Origin of the sequence: Pseudomonas sp. B1-22, assembly GCF_050474425.1 — a bacterium.
In the GTDB taxonomy this organism is placed as follows: domain Bacteria; phylum Pseudomonadota; class Gammaproteobacteria; order Pseudomonadales; family Pseudomonadaceae; genus Pseudomonas.
Genome location: NZ_JBCHVH010000004.1, coordinates 298,039 through 311,140, shown reverse-complemented (window position 1 = coordinate 311,140; position 13,102 = coordinate 298,039). Strand labels below are relative to the sequence as shown.

Here is a 13,102-nt window from a genome sequence, read left to right as displayed (position 1 = left end):
CGCTCCTACAGAATCAAAAGAACGAGAACAACGCTTGAAAGTGACCTTGCAACCCTCCGGCGCCCGGCTTGAGCTGAGGCCCGGCGAACGTATCCTCGACGGTGCGCGGCGCCTGGGCTACGAGTGCCCGCAGAGCTGCCGCAACGGCAACTGCCACATCTGCGCGGCGCTGCTGGTGGAGGGGCGCGTGCGCCAGGATGGCGAGGTGCGCGACCACGGCGAACTCTTCACCTGCCTGGCCGAGCCGCTGGAAGACTGCGTGCTGCACTGGGACGGCGTGCTCGCCCCCGGCGAGCTGCCGGTGCGCTCTCTGGCCTGCCAGCTGACCCTCTGCGAGCCGGTGGGCGGCGACGTCTGGCGCGTGCGCCTGCGCGCGCCGGCCGGCAAGCCGCCGCGCTACCACGCCGGGCAGTACCTGCTGATCGAGCGCGAGGGCAGCGATCCGGCGGCCTTCTCCATGGCCTCCGCGCCGCAGGAAGGGCGCGACCTGGAGCTGCACATCCTGGCTCGGGAGAACAGCGCCATCGACCTGCTGGCGCAGTTGCAGCGCGACCGTTTCGCCCGCGTGCAGATGCCCTTCGGTGATGCCCACCTGGCCGACCTGCCCGACGGCCCGCTGGTGCTGATCGCCGCCGGCACCGGCATGGCGCAGATGCACAGCCTGATCGAATACTGCCGCGCCGCCGGCTTCAGCCATCCGGTGCACCTGTACTGGGGTGTGCGTCGTCCGGAGGACTTCTACGAGCTGCCGCACTGGGAGCAGTGGCAAGGCGTGCCCAACCTGTATCTGCACAAGATCGTCAGCGACCTGTGCGGTTGGGCGGGGCGCTGCGGCCTGCTGCATGAAGCGGTGTGCGAAGACTTCACCGACCTTTCCGGCCTGCGGGTGTACGCCAGCGGTTCGCCGGCGATGGTCTATGGCACTCTGGATGCGTTGGTGGCGGCGGGCATGGACCCGCATCAGATGCGCGCCGACGTGTTCGCCTACGCGCCGCGGGGCTGAGCCTAAGGGGGCTTTTGTAGGATCGAGGGGGACGCCTAGTTCTTGCTCGCGAACCCGGCTCCCGCTGCGGGGCTTGTTCGCGAGCAAGCTCGCTCCTACAGGGTCACGCCCTGGATGCGTAGCGCCTCGCGACTCAGTTAAACGGAGACCCGCTGGAAAACTCTTCCTGCAACGCCGCCCGAATCCACTCCTCGAACCACGCCACGTCGGCACTGACCGGCCCCGGCGGCAGCAGCAACTGGTAGCTCTCCAGCGGCACTTCCTCGGTCAGTGGCCGCACCAGGGTGCCGGCGGCGAGCTGGTGCTTCACCAGCACCAGGTTGGCCAGGGCGATGCCGTGGCCGGCCTCGGCCATGGACAGCGCGTGGTCGTTGCTGACGTAGAGCACTTCCGGACTCACCCGCAGGTCCAGTCCGATGGTGGACAGCCAGAGGTTCCACCATTCGCCGTCGTCCACGTGGATCAGCGCGTGCTGCGCGAGGTCGCGGGCGCTGCTCAGCGGGCCGTGCTCGGCCAGGTACGACGGCGAGCAGACCGGGAACACCGCCGGGCGGATCAGCGTCGCGTGGCATTGCGGGTAGATGCCCGGCAGGCCATAGACGATGCCCAGGTCCGCGCTCTTGCCGTCCACTTCGGTGAAGGTGGGGTTGGGCTCCACGGCGACCTTCAGGCCCGGCCGCTGCTGGCGCAGGGTTTCCAGGCGTGACATCAGCCAGCGCTTGGTGAAGGCCGGCACCGCCATGATCTTCAGCCAGCGCGCCGAGCCGCCGGGAGCCAGCTCGTGGCCGGCGTCAGCGATCTGCTGCAGGGCTGTGGATATCTTCGCGTAATAGCGCTGCCCGGCCGGCGTCAGGCTGACCCCGCGTGGGGTGCGCTCGAACAGCTGCACGCCCAGCCAGTCCTCCAGCAGCTTCACATGGCGGCCGATGGCCGGCTGCGTGACGTGCAGGTCCCGGGAGGCCGCGACATAGCTGCCCAGCCGGGCGGCGGCCTCGAAGGCGCGGACGGCATTGAGCGGCGGAAGGCGCTGGATCGACATGGAAATGGCCTCGGCGGTTAGCTGTTAATTTTTTTAATACCGACTGTAAGAAAATTGAGCTTTTCGCTCAACTGCCTTTCTTCGAATATCCGCTTCAGGAGCACCACGATTTTCAGGGCCGAGCATACGGCCGGCGCTGCTTCCAGCGTTTCTCTAGTCCTGCCAGAACAACTACAAGATCCCCCGACCGCCAGCGTGCGGCGGACGGGAAGGATGCGGAGGTTTCACCATGAATGCCCTGCACAGCCTGCAGACGGCGGCGGTCTCGATCCGCTCCGTACGCAAGGTCTACGGCGACCCGGCCAGCGGTCCCGTCGCGCTCAAATGCGTCGACCTGGACATCCGCGACAACGAGTTCTTCACCCTGCTCGGTCCTTCGGGCTGCGGCAAGACCACTCTGCTGCGGATGATCGCCGGCTTCGAGTTCCCCACCGCCGGGGAAATCCGGCTGTACGGCGAGAACATCGCCGACCGCCCGCCGTTCGAGCGTCCGGTGAACACCGTGTTCCAGCACTACGCCCTGTTCCCGCACATGACCATTGCCGAGAACCTGGCCTTCGGCCTGGAATCGCACCCGATGGGCAAGCGCATGAGCAAGGCGGAAGTCGCCGAGCGCGTCCGCGAGATGCTCGCCCTGGTGCAGATGGAACGCTTCGCCCAGCGCAAGCCGACCCAGCTCTCCGGCGGTCAGCAACAGCGCGTCGCCCTGGCCCGCGCCCTGGCGCCGCACCCCAAGGTGCTGCTGCTCGACGAGCCGCTCTCCGCCCTCGACCTCAAGCTGCGCCAGGCCATGCGCGAAGAGCTCAAGGCGATCCAGTCCAAGACCGGCATCACCTTCATCTTCGTCACCCATGACCAGGAAGAAGCCCTGACCATGTCCGACCGCATCGCCGTGCTCTCCGAGGGCGAGGTGCAGCAGGTCGGCTGCCCGGACGAAATCTACGAGCATCCGCGCAACCGCTTCGTCGCCGACTTCATCGGCGAGACCAACTTCCTCCCGGCACGGGTCGAGAGCATCGCCGGCGACTGCGCGCAGTTCCGCATCCCCGGTGGCCAACTGATCCAGGCGGTCAGTCGCGAGGGCCTCAAGGCTGGCGCCGAGGTCACCCTGTCGATCCGCCCGGAGCGCCTGCAACTGGTGGCCGAGGACAACCCGTCCGCCACGCCCTGCAGCATCGCCCAGCAGATCTACCTGGGCACCGACCTGCAGTACCAGGTCAGCCTGGCCGACGGCACCCGCCTGACGGTCCGCGCGCCCAACAGCGCCGGCCAGCGTCAGCGCCTGGTGGCCGGGCAACGCGCCGGGCTGCTGTTCGAAACCGGCAGCGCCAGCGTCCTGCTGGACTGAGCGGGGGTGAGCATGAACCAGATATCCACCACCGGCGGCGCGCTGGAGCGGCGCAAGGCGCTGAGGAGCTTCCTCGGCGTATCGCCCGCGCTGGCCTCCATCGGGCTGTTCCTGATCGTGCCGATCTTCATCGTGATCGGCTATTCGCTGATGCAGGCCAACCCCTATGGCGGGGTCAATCCGCACTTCAGCACCGACGCCTACGTCTCGCTGCTGTTCGAGCGCCAGCTCGACGACAGCCTGGCCTTCGCCGACTCCTACATGGTGATCGCCCTGCGCTCCATCGGCATCGCCGCCGCGACCACCTTCATCACCCTGCTGGTGGGCTTCCCGGTGGCGGTATGGCTGGCGATGCAGCCGGCGCACCGCCGTGGCCTGCTGATCTTCCTGATCACCGTGCCGTTCTGGGCCAACCTGCTGATCCGTACCTACGCCTGGATCCTGCTGCTGCGCGGCACCGGCGTGATCAACGGCACGCTGATGAGCCTCGGCATCATCCACCAGCCGCTGGACCTGCTGTACACCGACGGCGCCGTGCTGCTGGGCCTGGTCTACACCTACGCGCCCTTCGTGGTGCTGCCGATCTACGCAACTCTCGAGAAGATGGACATGCGCCTGCTCGAAGCTGCCCAGGACCTCTACGCCGGGCGTATCCGCACCCTGCGCAAGGTGGTCCTGCCGATCGCCCGTCCGGGGATTCTTGCCGGCGCCATCCTCACCTTCGTGCCCTGCCTGGGCGCGATGATCGCCCCCGAGCTGCTCGGCGGCGGCACCAAGATGATGCTCGGCAACCTGATCTTCCGGCAGTTCAGCGATGGCCGCAACTGGCCCTTCGGAGCGGCGCTGTCGCTGGTGCTGATGGCCGCAGTGATGCTGGTGCTGATGTTCTACGCGATGCGCGCCGAGCGCCTGCGCATCGCCCGGGGAGGTGAATGATGCTGTCGCTGCTGAGCAAGCGCCGTCTGGGCGTGCAGGACTTCCGTGGCTTCGGCGCCCTGAGCCTGCTGTTCTACATCTACCTCTATGCGCCCATCGTGGTGCTGGTGGTGCTCTCGTTCAACGCCAACCAGTCCGCCACCGTGTGGACCGGCTTCAGCCTCGACTGGTACCGCAGCGCCTTCGCCAACCAGGCGCTGCGCCAGGCCGCCGGCAACAGCCTGCTGATCGCCGTGTGCGCCTGCGTGATTTCCACCGCGATCGCCACCCTGGCCGCGCTGGGTACCTCGCGTGGCGCCAAGTTCAAGGGCCTGCGCCTGTCCATGGGGGCGATCATGCTGCCGCTGGTGCTGCCGGAGATCGTGGTCGGCGTCGCCACCCTGGCGCTGTTCTCCACCCTCGGCCTGTCGCTGGGCTACGGCAACCTGATCATCGCCCACACGGTGTTCTGCATCCCGTTCGCCTACCTGCCGATCCGCGCCCGGCTGAACGACATGGACCTGTCCCTGGAACAGGCCGCCGCCGACCTCTATGCCGGTCCCTGGCGGACCTTCCGCAAGGTCACCCTGCCGCTGCTGACCCCGGGGATCGTCTCCGGGATGATGCTGGCCTTCATCGTCTCGCTGGATAACTTCGTGATCTCGATGATGGTCTCCCAGGCCGGTACCACTACGTTGCCGATCTTCATCTTCGGCCTGCTGCGCATGGGCGTGACGCCCGACGTGAACGCGGTGTCGACCCTGATCCTCGGTGTTTCCGTGCTGTTCGTAACGTTGTCCTTCCTGCTTGGCAAGAAGAAAGCCTGAGCCACTTCCGGAGAATAAGATGAGCAAACTGATCGCTGCTGTAGGCGCCACCCTGACGCTGGGCCTGATGGCCCAGGTGCACGCCGCCGAACAACTGAACGTCGTCAGCTGGAGCGGCTACTTCACGCCGCAGATCCTGGAGAAGTTCGAGAAGGAAACCGGCATCAAGGTGACCGTGGATTCCTACGACTCCAACGAGACCCTGCTGGCCAAGCTGAAGCAGGGCGGCACTGGCTACGACGTGGCCATCCCCTCGCACCAGTTCATCCCGATCCTGGTGAAGGAGAAGCTGCTGGAGCGCTTCGATCCCGTCAGCCAACCGTACTACGCCAACCTCGTGGACAACCTGAAGAAGCCCACCTGGGACCCGGAAGGCGCCTACTCGGTACCCTTCATCTGGGGCACCACCAGCGTGGTGCTGGACACCGCCAAGTACAGCGGCCCGATGGACAGCTACTCGGTGCTGTTCACCCCGCCCAAGGAGCTGCAGGGCAAGATCAACATGCTGGACTCCTCCAGCGACGTGATCGACACCGCCAGCCTCTACCTGGGCATCCCGCTGTGCAGCGAGGACCCCAAGCAGATGCAGCAGGTGCTGACTCTGCTGAAGAACCAGAAGCCCTTCGTGAAGACCTACAGCTCCAAGGCCGGCTCGATCCGCGAGAACCTGGCCTCGGGCGAAGTCGACATGTCGATGTTCTGGGGCGGCTCGTCGATGCGCGCGCGTGAGATGAAGCCCAGCCTGAAGTACCTCTACCCGAAAGAAGGCGTGACCGCCTGGGTGGACAACCTGGTGATCCCGGCCGGCGCCAAGCATCCGGACAGCGCCAAGAAGTTCATCGCCTTCCTCAGCAAGCCCGAGAACTCGGCGATGACCCAGAACTTCCTCAAGCACCAGAGCCCGATCAAGGGCGTGGAACCCTTCCTCGATGCCGGCCTGAAGGATGCGCCTGAACTGCACATCCCCGAAGGCACCAAGGTGGTGTTCAGCCAGACCTGTGGCGAAGGCGCGATCCGCCTGGCCGACCGTGTCTGGACCAACCTGATGCGCTGAGTGCGTTAGCTGGCCCCCCGCGTTCGCGGGGGAGACGGGGAGAGTGGTGAGCGTGGTGCCTCCAGGCGCCAGGGCACCGCTCGCCCCGACGAGACGCGCTGCGAATGAGCGCAGCGCTGTCTTTCCCTGAGCGTCGGCATGCCTGGCGCCCGCACTGTCCGTGATTCGTCATCCCCGCGAACGTGGGGACCCAGTAGAACGCAAGGCAACGCCGTATGAGCCAGAACCCGCACAACGAAATCGTCCAGCTCCAGGCCCACGAACTGGCCCAGCTCATCCGCCTGCGCCAGGTGTCGTGCCGCGAAGTGATGCAGGCGCACCTGGCGCAGATCGAGCGCTACAACCCGGCGGTCAACGCCATCATCAGCCAGCAGCCGGGCGAAACCCTGCTCGCCGAAGCGGACCTGCGCGACGCCGAGCTTGCCCGCGGCGAGTACCGTGGCTGGATGCACGGCCTGCCCCATGCGGTGAAGGACCTGTCGCTGACCCAGGGCATTCGCACCACCCTCGGCTCGCCGTTGTACCGCGACTACCTGCCCGAGCGCGACGGCATCATGGTCGAGCGCATCAAGGCCGCCGGCGCGATCATCATCGGCAAGACCAACACCCCCGAATTCGGCCTCGGCTCCCACAGCTACAACCCGATCTTCGGTGCCACCGGCTGCGCCTACGCGCCGGACCGCACCGCCGGCGGCAGCAGCGGCGGCGCGGCGGCGGCCCTGGCGCTGCAGATGGTCCCGGTGGCCGACGGCAGCGACATGATGGGCTCGCTGCGCAACCCGGCGGCCTTCAACAACATCATCGGCATGCGCCCATCCCAGGGCCGCGTGCCCTTCGACGACAGCGCCGACCTGTTCATCGACCAGCTCGGCTACGAAGGTCCCATGGGCCGCAGCGTGCGCGACGTGGCGCTGCTGCTGTCGGTGCAGGCCGGCTTCGATGCTCGTGCGCCGCTGTCCATCGCCCAATCCGGCGAACAGTTCGCCGGCTCGCTGGAGCGCGACTTCAAGGGCGCGCGCCTGGGCTGGCTGGGCGACCTCGGCGGCCATCTGCCGATGGAGCGCGGCGTGCTGGAGCTGTGCCGCAAGTCCTTCGCCGACTTCGAAGCCATCGGCTGCCAGGTCGAAGACACCGCCATGGGCTTCTCCCCGGAGCGCCTGTGGGACACCTGGCGCACCCTGCGTCACTGGATGGTCGCCGGCTCCCTGGGCGCGACCTACGCCGACCCGGCCAAGCGCGAGCTGCTCAAGCCCGAGGCGATCTGGGAGATCGAGAACGGCCTGAAGCTCTCGGCCGTCGAGGTGTTCCGCGCCTCCGCCGCGCGCAGCGACTGGTACCGCGCCATCAGCCAGTTGTTCGAGCGCTACGATTACCTGCTGCTGCCCAGCGCCCAGGTGTTCCCGTTCGACAAGACCTGGGACTGGCCGAAGGAGATCGCCGGCAAGTCCATGGACACCTACCACCGCTGGATGGAGGTGGTGATCCCCGGCACCCTGTCCGGTTGCCCGGTGATCAACGTGCCGGTCGGCTTCAATGAACAGGGCCTGCCCATGGGCGTGCAGATCATCGGCAGGCACCAGGCCGACATGGCCGTGCTGCAACTGGCCCACGCCTACGAGCAGGCCTCGCGCTGGTACCAGCGCTGCCCGCCGCCGCTGTTGAAGGGCGACTGATCCACTTAGCCACACGTGAGGGGGACGCATGAATATCAGCTTCTTCCAGGAACTGCTGCAAAGCATCACCGAGCGCGGCCGGCAACTGCTGGAGTCGCGCGAGCCGGCGCCGGGCAATGCCCAGGCGCTGGCGCAGGCTTGCCACAAGCTGGTTTCCAGCCACGGCGAAGCCTCGGGCGTTGCCCTGGCGCAGCAGGTGCTGTGCGCCTACCGGGATTGCCCGCAGGACCAGCAGAAAGCCTTCTTCGACATCCTGCTGAAGGACTTCGCGCCGCCCCATGACGCACTGGCGCAAGCCTGCCAGCGCTACCTCGATGATCCGTCGTCGGCCAATACCACGGCGCTGTTCCAGGCCAGCGAACCGCCGCGCCAGGAGCTGTTCCGCCGCCTCAACCAGGCCCCCGGCGGCACCGCCGAACTGATCGCCATGCGCCGCCTGCTGCTGCAGGAGCTCAAGGCCAGGCCTGAGCTCGCGGCGGTCGACCACGACCTGCAGCACCTGCTGGCCTCCTGGTTCAACCGGGGCTTCCTGGTATTGCGGCGCATCGACTGGTCGACGCCGGCGTCGATCCTGGAAAAGATCATCAAGTACGAGGCCGTCCACGCCATCAAGGACTGGGACGACCTGCGCAGCCGCCTGCAGCCGGCCGACCGCCGCTGCTTCGCCTTCTTCCACCCGGCCCTTGCCGACGAGCCGCTGATCTTCGTCGAAGTGGCGCTGACCCGCGCAATGCCCGGGGCAATCGCCGACATCCTTGAGGCCAAGCCAGAAGCGCAGTCGGCGGAGGAGCCGGACACCGCGGTGTTCTACTCCATCAGCAACTGCCAGGACGGCCTGCGTGGCATCTCCTTCGGCAACTTCCTGATCAAGCAGGTGGTGGAGGAACTGGCGCGGGAGATACCCGGCCTGCGCCAGTTCGTCACCCTGTCGCCGGTGCCCGGCTTCCGCCGCTGGCTCGACAGCCTGGGCGATGACCTGCAACTGGGCGCGGCCGCCGCCGAGCTGCTCAAGGCGCTCAAGCCCGACGCACCGCCACCGCCGCGCACGGAACAGCCGTTGCTGGCGCTGGCCGCCGAATACTTCCTGCACGCCAGGAACGGCGGCGGCCTGCCGCTGGACCCGGTGGCGCGCTTCCACCTGGGCAACGGCGCCCGCCTGGAGCGCCTGAACTGGCGCGGCGACCTCTCCGCCAGCGGCCTGCGCCAGGCCGCCGGGCTGATGGTCAATTACCGCTACGAACTGCGCCAGATCGAAAAGAACCACGAAGCCTACGCCAACCAGGGCGCGGTCACGGCCTCTCCCGAGGTTCGCAAACTGGCCACCCTGTCAGCGAAAACGAAACGCTAGGACCCGCACATGAACCAGAGCCTTTTCGCCGAAGTCGGCAAACACCTGCCCAGCGACCTTTCCAAGCCCTTCATCCGCACCCCGGACGGCGGCGGCTACAGCTACGCCGACATGCTGCGCAGCACCTCGCAGTTCGCCCACGCGCTGGTGGAACTCGGCGTGCAGCCGGGCGACCGCGTCGCCGTGCAGGTCGACAAGAGCCCCGAGACGGTGATGCTTTACCTCGCCGTATTGCGCGTCGGCGCGGTCTACCTGCCGCTCAACAGCGGCTACACCGGCGAGGAGCTGCGCTACTTCCTCGACGACGCCGAGCCCTCGCTGTTCGTCTGCGCACCGGCCTTCGAGGCCCAGGCCCGCGAGCTGGCGAAGGTCAGCGGCGTGGCCCACGTGGAGACCCTGGGCGACGCCGGCAACGGCTCGCTGATGGAGCGGGTGCAGGGCAAGCCGGGACGCTTCGCCGACGTCGAGCGCGCCGCCTCCGACCTTGCCGCGATCCTCTACACCTCCGGCACCACCGGGCGCTCCAAGGGCGCCATGATCAGCCACGGCAACCTGGTCTCCAACGCCCGCGCGCTGGTGGATTACTGGAAGATCAGCGCGGACGACTGGCTGCTCCATGCGCTGCCGATCTTCCACATCCACGGCCTGTTCGTCGCCTGCAACAGCCTGCTGATGGCCGGCGGCTCGATGCTCTTCCTGAGCAAGTTCGACGCCGCGCAGATGCTCAAGCTGCTGCCGCAGGTGAACCTGCTGATGGGCGTGCCGACCTTCTACACCCGCCTGCTCGACCAGCCGGGCCTGACCCGCGAGGCGGTGGCGCACATGCGCCTGTTCATCTCCGGTTCCGCGCCGCTCACCGCCGAGACCCATAAGGCCTTCTCCGAGCGTACCGGCATGGCCATCCTCGAACGCTACGGCATGACCGAGACCGGCATGAACACCTCCAACCCGCTGGACGGCGAGCGCATCGCCGGTACCGTCGGTTTTCCGCTGCCGGGCGTCGAACTGCGCATCACCGACCCGGCCAAGGCCGAGCCGACCCTGCTGCCCCAGGGCGAACCGGGGATGATCGAAGTGCGCGGGCCGAACGTGTTCCAGGGCTACTGGCGGATGCCGGAGAAGACCGCCGAGGAACTGCGCGCGGACGGCTACTTCATGACCGGCGACATCGGCTTCGTGGATGAGCGTGGTTACGTGCAGATCGTCGGCCGCAACAAGGACATGATCATCAGCGGCGGCTTCAACGTGTATCCGAAGGAGCTGGAAGAAATCCTCGACGCCCTGCCCGGCGTGGCCGAGTCGGCGGTGATCGGTGTGCCGCACCCGGACTTCGGCGAGGGCGTGACTGCGGTGCTGGTGGCCAGCAAGGGCGAGGCGCCGACCGAGGCGCAGGTACTCGCCGCCCTGGACGGCAAGCTGGCGCGCTTCAAGCAGCCCAAGCGGGTGATGGTGGTCGATTCGCTGCCGCGCAACGTGATGGGCAAGGTGCAGAAGAACGTGCTGCGCGAGCAGTTCAAGGGGCTGTATTCCTGATACTGCGCCCAACGCTGGTACCCCCTTGTAGGAGCGGGCCATGCCCGCGATCGCGCGCATGGCCCGCTCCTACAAGGGGACTTCGGCGTTTGCGCTTTCGTAGGAGCGGACTTCGTCCGCGATGCTCTTGCTTCTGGTTGGGTATTTCTGCGCCGCTTCGGTGTGCGCTGCGAGATTTTGTTTCGCCCCCTCGGGCGAGTCACTTTCTCAAACGCGAGAAAGTAACCAAAGCGCTTGCCCCTCCATCCGGTTTTTCGCTTAGGCGAAAAATTCCCTCATTGAAGCGAAGTTTCAGGGGCACGCCGCGAAGGGCCATCCCTGGCCCATCGCGGCTCTCGCGGCATCCATGCCGCTCAACCCCTGAAACTCCGCTTCAACGAGGCCTCCTGAAAGGGGCCGTCCGGAGTGTGCGGATGTTTCTCCGGAAATCTTCAGAACCAAAGCCAGAGCTGGATCGGTGGGGGCGGGGACTCTTCGTAGGACCGAGGGGGACGCCTAGTTCTTGCTCGCGAAACGCCCAACACCGGATTTCCCCTGTAGGAGCGGGCCATGCCCGCGATCGCGCGCATGGCGCGCTCCTACAGGTTGGCCTCGGAACGAAAAAGCCCCGCTCACGCGGGGCTCTTTGCTTTCGTAGGAGCGGACTCCGTCCGCGATCGCGGATGAAATCCGCTCCTACAGGGAACATGGAATCAGCGCACCGTTACCACCACCTTCCCCACCGCCTTGCGCTGGCCGAGGTGATTGATCGCATCCGCCGCCTTCTCCAGCGGATAGGTCTGCGACACCAGCGGCTTGATCCTGCCCTCGGCGAACCAGGTGAACAGCTGCTGGAAATTCGCAGCGTTGTCCTGCGGCTGGCGCTGGGCGAAGGAGCCCCAGAACACGCCGACCAGCGACGCGCCCTTGAGCAGGGTGAGGTTGGCCGGCAGCGACGGGATGGTGCCGCTGGCGAAGCCCACCACCAGCATGCGGCCGTTCCAGGCGATGGAGCGGAAGGCTTCCTCGAACAGGTCGCCGCCCACCGGGTCGTAGATCACGTCCACGCCCTGGCCGCCGGTGATGGCCTTGAGCTGGTCCTTCAGGCTGCCTTCGCTGTAGTTGATCAGCACGTCGGCGCCTGCTGCCTTGGCCACTTCCAGCTTGGCGTCGCTGCTGGCGGCGGCGATGACCTTGGCGCCCATGGCCTTGCCGATCTCCACCGCCGCCAGGCCGACGCCGCCGGAGGCGCCGAGCACCAGCAGGGTCTCGCCCGGCTGCAGGTTGGCGCGCTGCTTGAGCGCGTGCATGGAGGTGCCGTAGGTCATGCCGAAGGCGGCGGCACTGGCGAAGTCCATGCCGTCGGGGATCGGCATCACGTTGTAGCCGGGCACCGCCACTTCCTCGGCGAAGCTGCCCCAGCCGGTCAGCGCCATCACCCGGTCGCCGGGCTTCACGTGGCTGACCTTCTCACCCACCGCCGCGATCACGCCGGCGGCTTCGCCACCCGGCGAGAACGGGAAGGGCGGCTTGAACTGGTACTTGCCCTCGATGATCAGCGTATCGGGGAAGTTCACCCCGGCGGCGTGCACCTGCAGCAGGACTTCGTTCTTCTTCGGCTCGGGGCTGGCGATGTCTTCCAGCACCAGGGTTTCGGCGGGGCCGAAGGCTTTGCACAGCACGGCTTTCATGCGGAGTACTCCACTCTGGGTATCGGCGCAGTGTAGGAGTGCGCGCCGAGGGGGCAAATCACCATGGTCCCGGCTTATGCCCCGATATAGCTTGGGCGGCGGCGCGAGTGTGGCTATCCTTTGGACCATCGAATCCGGAGACACCGCCTTGAGAGCTTTCCTCGCCCTGTTGCTGGTCCTTTCCTTCAGCCCCTTCGTCATGGCCTCCGAGTCCGAAGAGGGGAAGGCGGAAGACGCCAACAAGCCCGTGTTCATCGACCTCACCCCGGCGCTGGTGGGTAACTACGGCAGCGGCCCGAAGCTGAAGTACTTCAAGGCCGACATTGCACTGAAGGTCACCGGCAAGGAGGCCTCGGAGAAGGTCGAGCACCATGAGCCGCTGATTCGCAACCAGCTGGTGATGCTGTTCGCCCAGCAGACCGACGACTCCCTCGGCAGCGTCGAGGGCAAGGAGAAGCTGCGCCAGGAGGCCCTCAAGCAGGTGCAGGACGTGCTGCAGCAGGAAGAGGGGAAGCCGCTGGTGGACGAGGTCCTCTTCAACAACCTCATCGTCCAGCCCTGATCGCGGGGCTCAGGCCCCCGCCACATCTGGCGTGTAGGAAATTTCCTAGTCACGCCTGACTTGCATCAAGCCCCATTCGCCACCGATCACCGATGATCCCTTCATGATTCGCTCGAATCAGAGCGCAGCA

At 66.7% G+C, this 13,102-nt stretch carries 11 protein-coding genes; 9 read left to right on the top strand and 2 right to left on the bottom strand.

Annotated elements, in window-relative coordinates; all coding sequences use genetic code 11:
- Window positions 1-34: 34 nt before the first annotated feature.
- Window positions 35-1,003, top strand: coding sequence for a CDP-6-deoxy-delta-3,4-glucoseen reductase (locus ACQ5BL_RS17000; protein WP_243809152.1), 969 nt, complete (start codon window positions 35-37; stop codon window positions 1,001-1,003).
- 133 nt (window positions 1,004-1,136) lie between these two features.
- On the opposite strand, the gene ACQ5BL_RS16995 is transcribed toward ACQ5BL_RS17000, so the two are convergent.
- The gene (locus ACQ5BL_RS16995) at window positions 1,137-2,042 is read right to left on the bottom strand and encodes a LysR substrate-binding domain-containing protein (protein WP_207885757.1); all 906 of its coding nucleotides are present in this window, start codon (window positions 2,040-2,042) and stop codon (window positions 1,137-1,139) included.
- A 229-nt stretch (window positions 2,043-2,271) separates the two neighbouring features.
- Between ACQ5BL_RS16995 and ACQ5BL_RS16990 the strand changes: the two genes are divergently transcribed.
- The 7 genes from ACQ5BL_RS16990 to ACQ5BL_RS16960 all read left to right on the top strand — a co-directional run bounded on the left by ACQ5BL_RS16990 (window position 2,272) and on the right by ACQ5BL_RS16960 (window position 10,740).
- Complete coding sequence (locus ACQ5BL_RS16990; protein ID WP_243809153.1) at window positions 2,272-3,390, top strand: ABC transporter ATP-binding protein; 1,119 nt, start codon at window positions 2,272-2,274, stop codon at window positions 3,388-3,390.
- A 12-nt stretch (window positions 3,391-3,402) separates the two neighbouring features.
- Window positions 3,403-4,326: an ABC transporter permease gene (locus tag ACQ5BL_RS16985; RefSeq protein ID WP_207885755.1), complete on the top strand. Its 924-nt coding sequence runs from the start codon at window positions 3,403-3,405 to the stop codon at window positions 4,324-4,326.
- Entirely contained in the window at window positions 4,326-5,132 is an 807-nt protein-coding gene (locus tag ACQ5BL_RS16980; RefSeq protein WP_207885754.1) for an ABC transporter permease, read from the top strand. Before ACQ5BL_RS16985 ends, ACQ5BL_RS16980 begins: the two co-directional genes overlap by 1 nt.
- Window positions 5,133-5,151: 19 nt before the next feature.
- Window positions 5,152-6,186, top strand: a complete 1,035-nt coding sequence (locus ACQ5BL_RS16975) for an extracellular solute-binding protein (RefSeq protein ID WP_243809154.1) — start codon at window positions 5,152-5,154, stop codon at window positions 6,184-6,186.
- Between the two features lie 215 nt (window positions 6,187-6,401).
- The gene (locus tag ACQ5BL_RS16970; protein ID WP_243809155.1) at window positions 6,402-7,859 is read left to right on the top strand and encodes an amidase; all 1,458 of its coding nucleotides are present in this window, start codon (window positions 6,402-6,404) and stop codon (window positions 7,857-7,859) included.
- 28 nt (window positions 7,860-7,887) lie between these two features.
- Window positions 7,888-9,207: a malonyl-CoA decarboxylase gene (locus ACQ5BL_RS16965; protein ID WP_243809156.1), complete on the top strand. Its 1,320-nt coding sequence runs from the start codon at window positions 7,888-7,890 to the stop codon at window positions 9,205-9,207.
- Window positions 9,208-9,216: 9 nt separating this feature from the next.
- Entirely contained in the window at window positions 9,217-10,740 is a 1,524-nt protein-coding gene (locus ACQ5BL_RS16960; RefSeq protein WP_243809157.1) for a malonate--CoA ligase, read from the top strand.
- A gap of 692 nt (window positions 10,741-11,432) precedes the next feature.
- Here the strand turns inward: ACQ5BL_RS16960 and ACQ5BL_RS16955 are convergent.
- Window positions 11,433-12,410: an NADPH:quinone oxidoreductase family protein gene (locus tag ACQ5BL_RS16955; protein WP_243809158.1), complete on the bottom strand. Its 978-nt coding sequence runs from the start codon at window positions 12,408-12,410 to the stop codon at window positions 11,433-11,435.
- A gap of 199 nt (window positions 12,411-12,609) precedes the next feature.
- Here ACQ5BL_RS16955 and ACQ5BL_RS16950 point away from each other — a divergent pair, with 199 nt between their 5' ends.
- Window positions 12,610-12,972 (top strand): flagellar basal body-associated protein FliL, encoded by a 363-nt coding sequence (locus ACQ5BL_RS16950; protein ID WP_243434655.1) that lies wholly within the window; start codon window positions 12,610-12,612, stop codon window positions 12,970-12,972.
- The last annotated feature ends 130 nt before the right edge of the window (window positions 12,973-13,102 follow it).

Excerpts from the sequence above, each read along its gene's own strand:
- ACQ5BL_RS16995 (WP_207885757.1), bottom strand. The coding sequence starts at position 2,042 with ATGTCGATCCAGCGCCTTCCGCCGCTCAATGCCGTCCGCGCCTTCGAG.
- ACQ5BL_RS16990 (WP_243809153.1), top strand. The coding sequence starts at position 2,272 with ATGAATGCCCTGCACAGCCTGCAGACGGCGGCGGTCTCGATCCGCTCC.
- ACQ5BL_RS16985 (WP_207885755.1), top strand. The coding sequence starts at position 3,403 with ATGAACCAGATATCCACCACCGGCGGCGCGCTGGAGCGGCGCAAGGCG.
- ACQ5BL_RS16980 (WP_207885754.1), top strand. The coding sequence starts at position 4,326 with ATGCTGTCGCTGCTGAGCAAGCGCCGTCTGGGCGTGCAGGACTTCCGT.
- ACQ5BL_RS16975 (WP_243809154.1), top strand. The coding sequence starts at position 5,152 with ATGAGCAAACTGATCGCTGCTGTAGGCGCCACCCTGACGCTGGGCCTG.
- ACQ5BL_RS16970 (WP_243809155.1), top strand. The coding sequence starts at position 6,402 with ATGAGCCAGAACCCGCACAACGAAATCGTCCAGCTCCAGGCCCACGAA.
- ACQ5BL_RS16965 (WP_243809156.1), top strand. The coding sequence starts at position 7,888 with ATGAATATCAGCTTCTTCCAGGAACTGCTGCAAAGCATCACCGAGCGC.
- ACQ5BL_RS16960 (WP_243809157.1), top strand. The coding sequence starts at position 9,217 with ATGAACCAGAGCCTTTTCGCCGAAGTCGGCAAACACCTGCCCAGCGAC.
- ACQ5BL_RS16955 (WP_243809158.1), bottom strand. The coding sequence starts at position 12,410 with ATGAAAGCCGTGCTGTGCAAAGCCTTCGGCCCCGCCGAAACCCTGGTG.
- ACQ5BL_RS16950 (WP_243434655.1), top strand. The coding sequence starts at position 12,610 with ATGGCCTCCGAGTCCGAAGAGGGGAAGGCGGAAGACGCCAACAAGCCC.